This window comes from Mycetocola sp. Y444 (assembly GCF_059445295.1).
The window spans coordinates 361,107-373,711 of sequence record NZ_JCAIUB010000003.1 but is presented as its reverse complement, the minus strand read 5'-3'; the positions used below and the strand labels follow the sequence as shown (position 1 = coordinate 373,711).

Here is a 12,605-nt window from a genome sequence, read left to right as displayed (position 1 = left end):
GCGATTCACCTCCCGAAACGACGGCGCTGCGCACGGACGACTCCCGATGGCCGGAGTGGCCCACCCGTTCACGCACACGACGCGCCTACCGCGCTACTGATGGACGGGCTGACACCGACGCGCCGGAACCGGTCGGTACCGCCCGGGCACCGTCACTTCGGGCGTAAAAACCGCGGGTCCGCCACCCATACGTCGACGCACCCCGCGATCTACCTCCCGAAACGGCGGCGCACCCGGCAGGCGCCAGTAGCCGCGGTCAGCGCGCGAGCAACTCGCGCAACGCCGCGATGATTTCGGCCGGCGCCTCTTCCGGCATGAAGTGGCCAGCCGACAGGGTGCGGTGGTCGAGGTCCGGCGCCCATGCCTGCCAGAGTCCGGCGGCGTCATAGCCGAGGGCAGTGCCCCTGTCCTGCTGGATGGCGATCACCGGCATGACGAGTGTGTTCCCGGATGCCCGGTCCGCTTGATCGTGCAGCACGTCGATGCCGGCGGAGGCCCGGTAGTCGGCGACGATGGACGGCACGGCCTCACGGGAGGCACGAAGGTACTCGGCGCGGTACTCGGCCGGAATTGCCTCGGGTGTGGAGACCCAGTCGTCGATGAACGACGCGAAGAAGGTGTCGGCAACCGCCGAGATCATCGGTTCGGCCAGGCCCACCGGCTGCGCCATGAGGTAGAGGTGCCAGGCCACCTTTGCGTCGGCGCCGTGCAGGATGTCCCACATATCGAGGGGCGGCAGCACGTCGAGTGTCATGAGGCGGTCACGACTCCGGGGTGGTCGAGGCCCGTGCGGATCGCCACGAGCGCTCCCCGGTCGTGCCCGGCGAGAGCGAACGTCGCGTGTCCGATCCTCGCTGATCTCTCGGCGATGCTCCGCGCCACCTGACAAGGCGGGCGGCGATCAGTCCCGCGGTCAGGATCCCACACCCTCGACGGCAGGCTGACGGAGCACGGTGAGCGGTCCGTCCGCTGACACGGATGCCGCCCAGAGCGCTTCGGCAACGGCGTCCGGTTCGTGGGCCGCGCCGGGGCCGACGGCTCCAACGATGGCGAGTTGAGCGACGCGGATGCCATGCGGCGTGAGGGCACGATGCAGAAGGTCGACATAAGCGGTCTCTGCTGCCGTCGTCACGACACTCGCGGCCCGCTCCGGGGTGGGGTTGAGCGCCGCGCTGCCCGTTGTAAACAGCAGAGTCCCGTGCCCCCGCTCGATCATGCCCGGCGTGACTTCGGCGACCGCCGCCGCAGCGCCAGCCACGTTCAGACTGAACGACTCGATGAACTCCCGTGGCGCTGTCTCGAGAACCGGGCGGATGAGCGCGAGCGAGGGCAGCGGGCTGAAGCAGAGAGTCTCGATCGGTCCGAGCTGCTGGGTAAGCAAACGGATGCCGCGGGCAAGGTCGTCGGCATCCGTCGCGTCGGCGGCCTGCCACGCTGTCCGGATGCCCTCGGCCCCGAGAGCATCCGAGAGTTGCGTCAGACGCTCCGCTGACCTGGCAATGAGCCCGACCGGCCGGCCGCCACGGGAGAATCGGCGGGCCACGGCCAGGCCGATACCCGGTCCGGCCCCGACAATCAGGACACCGCCATCGGTTGGTTCGTTCGATGTGCGCATGGCTCGATTCTTCGCCGTCGGCGGTGCGTGCGGAAGGCCCGCGTACACCCCAGCTCTCCGGTTTCAGTGATTAAGGCGCGTTGCCTATTGCGCTTAGCTTAAAAGCTAAGTAGATTAGCCACATGACAAATCAACTCACAACGCGCTTCCTCCAGCGCGGCACTCAGGGGAGGATTGCCTACGACGCTCGAGGCAACGGGCCGCGGATCGTACTCGTACCCGGCATGGGTGAGCTTCGATCCACCTACCGGTTCCTTGCTCCAGCACTCGCCGAAGCGGGCTACACGGTTGTCACCACAGACCTGCGTGGTCACGGCGACAGCGATGCGTCCTTCTCGAGTTACGGTGACGTCGACACGGCCGGTGACATCGCCGCCCTTCTTCGCGAACTCGGCCCGGCGATCGTTGTCGGCAGCTCGATGGCGGCGGGTGCCGCGGTCATCGTGGCGGCGGAGCATCCTGAGCTCGTCAACGGCCTCGTGCTGATTGGCCCGTTCGTGCGGCAACCGGCCGCCAACCCGCTGCAGACTCTCCTCTTCCGGGTCCTGATGGCCCGACCGTGGGCAGCAGCGGCATGGAAGGCATATATGCCCACCCTCTACGCCGGCACCAAGCCGTCGGACTTCGCCGAGTACCAGCGCACGGCAATCGCAAGTATCAAGCGGCCCGGCTACGCGCGCGCGTTCAGCCTCACCACCCGCACCGACCACGTGCGCGCCGGCGAGAGCCTCGAGTCGGTCACGACGCCGACCCTCGTCATCATGGGCGAGAAGGACCCGGACTTTAAGGACCCACGGGTCGAAGCGGAGTGGATCGCGCACACGCTGAAGGGAACATCTGTCATGGTTCCCGAAGCCGGTCACTACCCGCACTCGCAGCAGCCCGACCTGGTTTCGGCCAGCATCCTGGACTTCCTCCGGACAGTGACGACGCGTGCCTAGGGCTGGACTGGATGAAGCCACGGTCATCGAGCGCGCCGCCCAGATCCTCGATGACCCCGCAGCCGATGGCTTGAATCTCGCCGTCCTGGCCGAGGGCCTGGGCGTGCGGGCTCCCTCCCTCTACAAACACGTCGACGGCATGGCCGGTCTCTACCGGGGCATCACGTTGCGCGCGAAGACGGATCTCGCGCGCGCTCTCGGGCGGGCGGCCATCGGACGCTCCCGGGACGACGCCATCCGTGCGCTCTCCCTCGCCTACCGGAAATGGGCGGTTGAGCATCCCGGCCAGTACCCGCTGACCGTGCGCGCGGCGGCATCCGAAGATCCGGAAGACTCGCGGGTGTCGTCGGTTCTCGTTCAGGTGATCTACGACGTCCTCGCTGGCTACGACCTCCGGGGCGATGACGCTGTGGATGCCACCCGGTTCCTTCGGTCGGCGCTCCACGGTTTCGTCGACCTGGAGACCCGCGGCGGGTTCCAGCTTCCGGTGGACAGGGAGCGGAGTTTTGCCCGGCTCATTGAGAGCGTCGCGACGGCGCTGGGAGCCTGGTCGGACTCGTAACCGCCCGCGCGGTGCTGGAACCGGTGGGCGCCGCCCGGCACCGCAATTTCGGGCGGGAAAACCGCGGGTCCGCCGCCCATACGTCGACGCACCCCGCGATTTACCTCCCGAAGCGACGGTGCTGCGCACGGGCGACACCCCACGACCGCGGCAACCCCCACCAATTCGCCACTGGACGCGGCTGCCGCCCTCGGGACTGGAGCCGCCCGACACCGCAACTTCGGGCGGGAAAACCGCGGGTCCGCCGCCCATACGTCGACGCACCCCACGATTTACCTCCCGAAGCGACGGTGCTGCACCGCCCGGCTCCGCGCGCACCCCAACCGACGGCATCCGCTCGTCACATCGTGAGCAGGATCTTGCCGGTGTGCTGGCCCGAATCGAAGTGCTCGTGGGCCGCCGCGACCCGGTCGAGCGGGTAGCGCGCCTCGACGGCGGTGCGCACGGTGCCCGCCTCGACGAGCGGCCAGACGTGCGCGGCGACCTCGGCGACGACCCGCGCCTTCTCCGCGATCGGCCGGGAACGGAGAGTCGTGCCGGCGACGCTCGCGCGCCGGGACATCAGCAGGCCGAGGTCGAGTTCGGCCTTCGCGCCACCCTGCAGCCCGATCACGACCAGGCGTCCGCCGAGCGCGAGCGCACGCACGTTGCGGTCGAGGTATTTCGCGCCAACGACGTCGAGAATGACGTCGGCTCCGTGCCCGCCGGAGATGTCCAGCATCCGCTCGACGAAGTCCTCCTCGCGATAGTTGATGCCCGCTTCGGCGCCGAAGGTCCGGCAATAGGCGAGCTTTTCGGAGCTGCCTGCGGTGACCACCGGGTGGGCGCCGAACGCGGCGACGAGCTGGGTCGCCATCGTTCCGATGCCGCCGGCGCCGCCGTGGATCAGCACCCAGTCGCCCGCCGTGACATGCGCGGTCATGAAGAGGTTCGACCAGACGGTGCACGCCACCTCGGGCAGTGCGGCGGCATCGACGAGCGGTATCGCGGCGGGCACCGGCAGCACCTGCCCGGCGGGCACCGCCACATACTCCGCGTAACCGCCCCCGGCGAGCAGTGCACAGACCTCGGCGCCGACCTCAAACGCGTCAACGCCATCACCGAGTTCGACGATCGTCCCGCTGACCTCGAGGCCCGGGATGTCGGATGCCCCGGGCGGCGGCGGATAGACGCCGCGTCGTTGCTGCACGTCGGCGCGGTTGAGCCCTGCGGCGGCGACGTGGATGAGAACCTCGCCCGGGCCAGCAACCGGGCGCGGGCGTTCGACCACCCGAATTGCTTCGGGTCCGCCTGCGCCGTGGTACTCGACGGCCCTCATCGTGCTCACCATTCGTGCTCCATTTCACTTCGATACGCAACGGATCAAACGCGACGTTCTCCATGGTTGCATGCTCCCTGATGAGCAGCGCCGGGCACCATTCTGGACCGGCCTACTTCTTCCCTCCGACGTACGCGATGGCCTCCACTTCGACGGCGAATCCGCCGGCCAGGGCAATTCCGAATGTGCTCCGCGCTGGCTTGTGCTCACCGAAGAACGCCGCGTACTCCTCATTGAAGACAGCGAACTGGTCAATGTCGGTGAGCAGGCACATCGTGCGCACCACATCGGTGATGTCTGCTCCGCCCTCGGCGAGCACTGCTTGCAGGTTTCGCAGAGACTGCCGTACCTGTTCGCGGAAATCTGTGGGAGTTTCCCCAGTCTTGGGGTCCAGTCCGACCTGGCCAGCGGTGAAGAGGTAATCGCCCGCGACGGCCGCTTGTGAGTAGTGGCCGCCCGGTGTTGGCGCGCTCGTGGTGTGCAAAAGTTCCATTGGGTGCTCCTTGTTTTTCGAATTCAACGGCAGAAATCTGCCGCGATGCGTGCGTACATTCGTGCAGCCTCGAGGATGCTCTCGATACTGACGAATTCATTGGGGCCGTGCGCGCAGGTGAGTACGCCAGGACCGAACGACGGCAGGGTGGGGATACCGAGCTGCGAATACCAGGGCGCGTCCGTGCCCCCGGGAAAGACGCCGAGAGGCGGTGCTTCACCGAGCACATCCGCAGCCGCCTGCTGTGTAGCGGCGACAAGAGGGTGCTCCGCTTCGAGCTCGCTCCACGGGATCCAGTCGAGTCCGGGCTCGAACGCGTACTCGACCTCAAGCTCCGGATCGGCTGCCCTGCACGCAGCGAGCCAGGTTTCAATTCCCTCGGCGACCTCTTCGCGGGTCTGGCCAGGGACTGTTCGGAGGTCGCAGGCGAATTCAGCATGTCCGGGCACTACGCCAAAAAAAGTACCGCCGCTGATCATCACCCCGGTATTGAGGGTCGGACCGACCTGACCGAGTGGATGCGGGGTGAAGGGAAGATCGAGCTCCGCACCGATGCGTGTCATCAGGTCCGCGAGCTTGAGCGACGCGTTGACCGACGGCATTCTGTCGGAAAGACTCGAGTGCATTTGGGTTCCCGTGACGACGATCCGGAACCCACAGACGCCCCGCGATACCAGGTGAATGCCCTGCCAATCGTGGTCCCAGCCGCTCGGCTCACCGATGAGGATGGCGTCCACGCCCGTGATGTGGGGTGCCACGAACTTCGCACCGAGTTGAGCGCCAGCTTCTTCATCCGCGATCATGCCGATCAGGAGATCACCGCGGAGCCGAACACCGGTTTCCTTCAACGCGAATGCGGCGTAAATCATCGCCGCGACAGCCGCCTTCATATCCGTTGTGCCGAGGCCGACCAAAGCGCCATCGACCACGGTTGCCGTCAGGGGATCCGTCTTCCACTGGCTTCGGGCCTCGCCGATCGGTTTGGTATCTGTGTGCCCGTTGAACATCAAGTTCTTGCCGCCGCCAGTGCCCGCGATGCGCGCGATGAGGCTTGGCCGTTCCGGTGACGGACCAATCACCGTGAGGTCCTCGTCGAGCCCCATCCGGGCGAGCGTGTTCGTGAGAAAGGCGACAATCTCGCGTTCGTCACCGTGCGGCGGTATCTGGCTGTTGATAGCCACGAGGTCACGAACAAGGGTCAGGAGGTCATCCGAGCGCTCCGCGAGGAACGCATCGATTGCTTCGCTAACCACTTCGGTAGTTTCGTTGATCACGTCAAACCCTTTCCATCGGCATTTCGGCGAGCACTGCGCTCACCCCTGCAAACAATCGGCCGACGTCGTTCCGGGAGTTCAAGACGTGGAATGACGCGCGCACCCTTCCGTCACCACCCCAGACGAGTACTCCATGATCGGCGAGACGACGAGCGAAGGCCTCACCCTCCGGGTGCAAAAAGGCCACGTTCCCGGCATGTCGAGCCCGGTCGGACGGCGTGATGACCTCGAGTCCCAGGTCGGTAAGACCGGAAATAGCGGCGTCGACGAGGGCAAGCGAGTGCGCCTCGACATTGGCGATGCCCAGCTCAAGAATGGTATCGATGCCCGCACCAAGGCCGGCGATATCTGCCAGCGCTGGCGCCCCCATCTGGAATCGGGTTCCGTCGCGATTCCAGTTGATCTCGTCGAAGCGCTTATCGGTGAACATGTTCTCCAGCGATCGCCAGCCTACGGCGCCTGGCTCGAAGTCGGGCAGCCGGTCCTGGTTCCAGATCACCGCTCCGACGCCGTACGGGCCGAGCGTCCATTTGTACGACGCCGTCACGGTGAGGGCGGCTGCCGACAGGTCAACGTCGACAACGCCGAGCGAGTGTGACACGTCGACGAGCAGGGGAACGCCGACGCGATCGGCCACACGACCGAGTTCAGCGAGGTCGTGACGTAGTCCCGTCACATAACCGACATGACTCACCGCAATCGCCGTCGTGCGTTCGTCGCAGTACGCCTCAATCGAGGAGGCGGGCATTTCCCAGTCCTCGTTTCTCGGGACCACGCGGACCTCCAGCCCATATTGGCGAAGCCGAAGGAACGGCGCGAACACCGCGGGATGCTCATACTCGTTGATGACGATATTGTCGCCGGGAGACCATTTCCACCCGTTCGCAATCGCGCTCCACGCTGTCGACGCGTCGCCGAGCATTCCGACCTCGGTCGCGCGTCGCCCGGTTAGTCGAGCGATGCTTTCCCTGGTGTGGCTTTCAGCCGCGTAGAGAAAGTCACGCCCGCCCTCCCCCAAACTCTTGGCCCGGTATGAGGCAACGATTGCGTCCTCCACCCGCCGCAGCGCGGGCGAGTGTGCTCCCCAATAGAGATAGGCGGCTGACGTGAGATTGAGAAAGTTGCTCGAATCGAGCAGGGGATAGTCCCCGGTTGTCACCATGTGTGTGTACTCCGCTGATCGTTTCTGTTCGGCTGGGCTGGCTGCAGCGCCACGGTTGGGTCTCTGGGGTCTCAGGTCATCCGCCAAATCTCTTCACTGAATCTGAGCCGACCGTCACCATCGAGCGGGTCAGACATCAGCGCGCGGATGTGCGCGCTCCACCGACGGTTCGCTGGGTCAGCATCGAGAAGTCGGAACGTCTCGTCAACGGGCCCGGTACACTCACCCCAGGCGATGACCGAGTGATCCCGACGGAAAAGCGAGTAGTCGGTGATGCACGCACGCGTCATGGCGTCGACCACGCCGGGCCAGATCTCCGCGTGCTCGCGTTCATAGCGATCGATCATGCCGGGCAGCAACTCGAACGTGTAGCAGAATCGGGGCATCGTCAGACCGCCTTCAGAATGCGTCGCAGGGTCCGACCCTCAACGTCTTCGAGCTCACTGGCGCTCAGATGTGTGGCGACCCATTCCGGGATCGCGAAGAGTTCTTCGGTGCTCACGACGTCGAGTCCTGGCGCGAAGTCCGAACCCCACACCAACCGTCCCGCCCCAAACGCATCGAGGGCGGCCAGCAGGTCTGATTCCGCCCCAGCATGCGGAAACGCCGGGTCGATGGCATAGAGACCGGAGAGCTTCACGGATACCTGCGGGTACCGCTTCAGTTCGGTGAGGGCCGAGATCCGACGAGACCGCACCGGCGCCGGAGAAATGCCTTCGTCTGCGGAGGCAGACGACGTGCCGGGGAGTCCGAGGTGGCTGATCAATACCGTCGCACTGGGGATGCGGTCGAGGATGGGTGCGAAACTCTCCAGGGCAACCGGCGTTGCGTTGACGCTGAGCAGCGAACCGTGTCGCTCGATGGCATCCCACACGCTGGGATGCACGCGGTGTGCGGCGGTGGAATCCACACCGAGATAGAGGCTGAATCCAGCGGCACCGGCGTCGACGCACTCGTCGACGAAACGCGACCGAGCAGTGACGATATCAAGATAGGCCAGTGGAACGACCCAGTCGTGGGCAGTGGCGAGGCCGAGAATGTAGTCGGTGTTGCCCGCGAAGACCGGATCGGCCTCGAAGCCGACCACGAGGGCACGGTCGATCCCATACTGGCGACGAAGCGCGTCATAATCGGCAAGCTCTTCGCCGGGTGCCCGTTCGCCCGCCCACCCGTTTTCGAAGATGTGAATGTGCGAATCGATACGCCGCCTCACGGGCTGACCTCGATCCGGTTCGCTTCAGCGGCAGCGATGATCTGCTCGGCAAGATCGATACCGGCGAGGGCCTCCTCGAGCGTGACCGCGGTTGGCGTTCTACCAAACCGAACGGCATCAACGAACGCGCGGACTTCCTCCCGCAGGGCACCGTGTCCCACGTGTGGCGTCAGGCAGTCGTCGACGGGCCTCGGTTCGGAGCCGAAGTCGGTGACTCGAGGGCCAAGGCTCAGCGACAGGGCTCCCTCGGTTCCGATGACCTCGAGTGCGTCGGGAAGGGAGCCGTTCGCGAGCCCCCAGGACACCTGAAATGAAAGCGCAGAGCCGTTCGTCATTTCCACCTCTGCCCACACGGCAAGCGGTTGTGAGCGAGACGACGCGACGATCTGGCGTGCGGTCACCCGCCGGGGGCGCGCGCCAGTAAGCCAGAGTGCAAGATCGATGTCGTGAATCATTGTCATCAGCACGGGATGGAGGCGTGCGAAGAACCTGTCGTGATCGGACGTACGATGCCTCCGGAACGACAGTGCACGGGGCGAACCAACCGCTCCCTCCTCGACACGAGCGCGAAGCTCCTGGTATGGCGCCGCAAACCGGAGAATGTGGGCCGGCATAACGAAACCTGATGCCGAGGCGGCAGCGTCCCGGAGAACTCGCCCCTCCTCGCTGGAGAGCACTACAGGTTTTTCAAGCAGCACGCTGGCGCCCATCTGAAGCGCTTCAAGCGTGGGCTCGAGATGGAAATCGCCGGATGTCACGACGGAAACCGCGTCGATCGCTGTCGAGGCGCGCAACTCTTGCAGCGAGCTGGCGGCATCCGGCGCGGAATAGCGCTGTGCGAACGCAGCTGCACGGTTGCGGTCGCGGCTGACCACGCCGACCAGTTCGCAGTCGGGATTCTCGAGGAAGGCCTGAGCGTGCAGCTCAGCGAATGGCCCAGAGCCGACAACGGCCACTCGCACCCTCGATAGGGGGACCGAGTGTCGCGCGTGACCGTTGTCGGGGCTCATGGGGGCGTTCCTTTGGGTTGGGAGTGACGTGCGTGCGGGTTAGCAGGTCGGGTTGTAGATGTATCGCTTGGTTTCATCGCTGTCGACGTTGGACTTGTCGATGATGTAAGCGGTGACATACTCCTGGTATTCGAGGTCAGCCGGGTCGAGGTCACCATCGATGATCTGGGCGATGCGCTCTACGGAGTCATACCCGAGGCCGTATGGGTCCTGTGCCACGAGAGCTTCGTAAACCCCGTTCTTGAGGTCTTCGACCTGCGACGGGTCTGCGTCGTAGGCCACCAGTTTGACCTCTCCGGTTCTGTTTGCCGCTTGGATAGCGGCTGCAGCTCCGGACGATGCCGGGGCGAGGGTGGTGTAAATGCCTTTGAGGTCCGGATCGGTAATAGCTGCGGCTGCGATCTGTGAGGCCGTCGCCTGGTCGGCTTCCGAGTACTCGGTCGGCAGAACCGTGATGTCGGGGTAAGCCTCAGCCATGCGCTCGGCAAATCCATCAACGCGTTCGGCGTTCGCCGCGACGCCGGGGAACGATGCGATGACGAGCACTGTTCCCTTCTCGCCGATCGACTTCGCGAGCGCGTCAGCCGCCAGTGCGCCGGCGCTGATGTTGTCCGTGCGGATGTTCTGTGCTTCGACGGGTTCGTCGAGGCTGCCGTCGACGGTGATCACCGGGGTGCCGTCGGAGGCAATGTTCTCAACGGTCTCGATCAAACCGGCCGGATCGGTTGGGACAAGAACCATTCCGCCCGGTTTCGATTGCACTGCCGCATTGATCAGCGGCGTCTGCGTGGCGAGGTCCCAGTTGGCGTCGCCCTGCCAGTCGAGGTCGACGCCGTACTTGTCTGCGGCCTCTTGGGCGCCGCACTGCATGACCTGGAAATATGTTGCGGTCATTTGTGCCGCGACGAATGAAACGGTGCGGCTCTCTGAACCGGACCCGCCTGATCCGTCCGCAGGTGCCGAAGCGCTGCTGCACGAACTGAGGGCGAGTGCGAGGACGGAAGCAGCGCCGATGACGCTTCCGCGCTTCAGCACGTGTGATCGAGTTGACACAGTGTTCTCCTTTAGGGGTGAGAGTGGATCTGGTGCAGTGGGATGAAATCTCGAGAGGCGTGTTCGAAAGAGATCAACTGGGCTGAGCGCGGCGGCGCTGATCGATACCGACCGCGATCAGGAGGATCAGTCCGGTCACGACCAGCTGATAGAAGGAGCCAACCCGCATAATCACGAGTCCGTTGATAAGGATCGCGGGAATGATCGCTGCGATCATCGATCCGAGAACCGACGCTCTTCCTCCGAAGAGGCTGGTCCCACCGATCACGACCGCGGCGATCGCCGCGAGGGCATCGCCTTGGTGCCCCTGGATGTTTGTTGTCAGGAAGCGAGAAATGTCGATGAATCCGACGAGACCAGCGATGAACCCCATGATCGCGAAAAGTTTGACCCGCTGCAGTTTCACGTTGATGCCCGCCCGTTGGGCCGCGCGGATTGACGATCCCATGCCGAGGGTGTGGGTTCCGAATCGGAGCTTCGTCATGACGAACCACCCCACAATTCCGAACGCAACGGCAATGAGCGCGGGAACCGGGATGACACCGAAGAGGTCTGCCGAGCCGAAGTTCTTCTGAAGATCTCTCGGCAGCGCACTGACGTTAACGCCACCGGTAACGATGTAGGCAACGCCACTGCCGACACTCATCATTGCCAGCGTCACGATGAACGAGTTCACGCGCAGCAGATTGACGAGGGTCGCGTTCACAACCCCGAATAGCGTGCCGGTCGCGACAGCCGCCAGAAGCCCAAGGAGCACGGCTACCGCGACGTTGCTGTAGTTTCCCGCGAGAACCTCTTCGGGAGTACCTCCCATGACGGTGATCACTTTGGCCGCCACAACCGAGGAGAGGATTACGTTGGCACCAATCGACAGGTCCAGCTCTCCCGCACCGACGAGGAACGTCATCCCGACCGCGAGCAAAATCAGTTGGGCCGAGTCGAGGGCGAGGTTGCGGAAGTTCGCGGGCCCGAGAAATACGCCGTTTGGCGAAAGAACACCAAAGAGAAGAATGAGCGCGAGAACAACAACGGCGATCATGAAGGCCGTCGACGTGACAATTCGCTTGACCGCGTGCGGTTCCGTGCTGGAGAACGTCGGTGCGGATGCCTCTGGGGACGTTTTCGTGGCGGTCATGCGGCATCCTTCTGGGCGGTGAGCATCGTGGTGAGAACGTCGACGAGTTCAAGGCCGGACGTTGGCATCTGGGCGACGACTGAACCGTGTCGCATGATGGCCATGCGGTCGGCGAACTCGATCATTTTCGGGATGTCATGGCTCACGAGAATGACCGCGAGACCCCGGTCGGCCGCAGCGCGGACAGCGTCGTAGACCATGGCGGTCTGTTTGGCACCGAGCGCTGCCGTGGGCTCGTCCATGATGATCGCCGCTTTCGCCCACATCACTGCGCGCGCAACGGCGATGGCCTGCCGCTGCCCGCCGGACAGCGCGCTAACCGGAACGGTCAACGACGGCACCTGCGCGCCGAGAAGACTCATCGCCTCCTTCGTCCGCTTCCGCATCGCTGGTTCATCCACTTTCCCGATGAACCGGCCTGGCCCTTTGACGAGAAGCTCGCGGCCAAAGAAGAAGTTCTGCGAGACCGTCAGGTCGGGGGCCTGTGCCAGGTCCTGATACACGATCTCGATGCCGAGTTCGCGCGCCTGACGCACTGATGCGACCTCTACCCGGTTGCCCCTGAGCAACAGTTCGCCTCCGTCGCTGGAGTGGACGCCGGCGATCACATTGGCGAGCGTGGACTTCCCGGCACCGTTATCACCAATCAAGGCGAGCACCTCGCCCGGGTATGCGCGAAGCGAAGCGCCGCGCAGCGCCTGGACGTGACCGAAGCTCTTGGTGATACCGCGAGTTTCGATGACCGGCTGGTCAGACGGGTCGAGTCCCGTGAGGTCGGTTTCCATGAAAAATCTCCGTTGACGTAAACATAAAGGGCGTTCGCCCTAAT

The 12,605-nt window shown here is 64.7% G+C and carries 14 protein-coding genes; 2 read left to right on the top strand and 12 right to left on the bottom strand.

Features of this window, described 5'->3' with window-relative positions:
* Positions 1–256: 256 nt before the first annotated feature.
* Together AC1C2M_RS13255 and AC1C2M_RS13250 are read right to left on the bottom strand one after the other, a co-directional pair.
* Entirely contained in the window at positions 257–754 is a 498-nt protein-coding gene (locus AC1C2M_RS13255; protein WP_495436992.1) for an alpha/beta fold hydrolase, read from the bottom strand.
* A gap of 159 nt (positions 755–913) precedes the next feature.
* Positions 914–1,615 (bottom strand): SDR family NAD(P)-dependent oxidoreductase, encoded by a 702-nt coding sequence (locus tag AC1C2M_RS13250; RefSeq protein ID WP_495436991.1) that lies wholly within the window; start codon positions 1,613–1,615, stop codon positions 914–916.
* A gap of 122 nt (positions 1,616–1,737) precedes the next feature.
* Between AC1C2M_RS13250 and AC1C2M_RS13245 the strand changes: the two genes are divergently transcribed.
* Together AC1C2M_RS13245 and AC1C2M_RS13240 are read left to right on the top strand one after the other, a co-directional pair.
* Entirely contained in the window at positions 1,738–2,556 is an 819-nt protein-coding gene (locus AC1C2M_RS13245; protein WP_495436989.1) for an alpha/beta fold hydrolase, read from the top strand.
* Complete coding sequence (locus tag AC1C2M_RS13240; protein ID WP_495436988.1) at positions 2,549–3,118, top strand: TetR/AcrR family transcriptional regulator; 570 nt, start codon at positions 2,549–2,551, stop codon at positions 3,116–3,118. Before AC1C2M_RS13245 ends, AC1C2M_RS13240 begins: the two co-directional genes overlap by 8 nt.
* Positions 3,119–3,458: 340 nt before the next feature.
* On the opposite strand, the gene AC1C2M_RS13235 is transcribed toward AC1C2M_RS13240, so the two are convergent.
* From AC1C2M_RS13235 to AC1C2M_RS13190, 10 genes are all read right to left on the bottom strand, one after another.
* Positions 3,459–4,436: an NAD(P)H-quinone oxidoreductase gene (locus AC1C2M_RS13235; RefSeq protein ID WP_495437558.1), complete on the bottom strand. Its 978-nt coding sequence runs from the start codon at positions 4,434–4,436 to the stop codon at positions 3,459–3,461.
* Between the two features lie 112 nt (positions 4,437–4,548).
* Positions 4,549–4,929, bottom strand: coding sequence for a RidA family protein (locus AC1C2M_RS13230; protein ID WP_495433350.1), 381 nt, complete (start codon positions 4,927–4,929; stop codon positions 4,549–4,551).
* Positions 4,930–4,952: 23 nt separating this feature from the next.
* The gene (locus AC1C2M_RS13225) at positions 4,953–6,203 is read right to left on the bottom strand and encodes a M20 family metallopeptidase (RefSeq protein ID WP_495433349.1); all 1,251 of its coding nucleotides are present in this window, start codon (positions 6,201–6,203) and stop codon (positions 4,953–4,955) included.
* Between the two features lies 1 nt (position 6,204).
* Positions 6,205–7,365 carry an aminotransferase class V-fold PLP-dependent enzyme gene (locus AC1C2M_RS13220; protein WP_495433348.1) on the bottom strand — a complete coding sequence of 387 codons (1,161 nt, stop codon included), beginning with the start codon at positions 7,363–7,365 and terminating at the stop codon, positions 6,205–6,207.
* Between the two features lie 71 nt (positions 7,366–7,436).
* Positions 7,437–7,751 carry an L-rhamnose mutarotase gene (locus AC1C2M_RS13215; RefSeq protein WP_495433347.1) on the bottom strand — a complete coding sequence of 105 codons (315 nt, stop codon included), beginning with the start codon at positions 7,749–7,751 and terminating at the stop codon, positions 7,437–7,439.
* A 2-nt stretch (positions 7,752–7,753) separates the two neighbouring features.
* Positions 7,754–8,578, bottom strand: coding sequence for an amidohydrolase family protein (locus tag AC1C2M_RS13210; RefSeq protein WP_495433346.1), 825 nt, complete (start codon positions 8,576–8,578; stop codon positions 7,754–7,756).
* Positions 8,575–9,588, bottom strand: coding sequence for a Gfo/Idh/MocA family protein (locus tag AC1C2M_RS13205; protein WP_495433344.1), 1,014 nt, complete (start codon positions 9,586–9,588; stop codon positions 8,575–8,577). The genes AC1C2M_RS13210 and AC1C2M_RS13205 overlap by 4 nt, the downstream gene beginning before the upstream one ends.
* Positions 9,589–9,627: 39 nt before the next feature.
* Positions 9,628–10,641, bottom strand: a complete 1,014-nt coding sequence (locus AC1C2M_RS13200) for an ABC transporter substrate-binding protein (RefSeq protein ID WP_495433343.1) — start codon at positions 10,639–10,641, stop codon at positions 9,628–9,630.
* Between the two features lie 73 nt (positions 10,642–10,714).
* A complete protein-coding gene (locus AC1C2M_RS13195) occupies positions 10,715–11,776 on the bottom strand; it encodes an ABC transporter permease (protein WP_495433342.1) in 1,062 nt (353 codons plus the stop codon).
* Positions 11,773–12,561: an ATP-binding cassette domain-containing protein gene (locus tag AC1C2M_RS13190; protein ID WP_495433341.1), complete on the bottom strand. Its 789-nt coding sequence runs from the start codon at positions 12,559–12,561 to the stop codon at positions 11,773–11,775. The genes AC1C2M_RS13195 and AC1C2M_RS13190 overlap by 4 nt, the downstream gene beginning before the upstream one ends.
* Between the last annotated feature and the right edge of the window lie 44 nt (positions 12,562–12,605).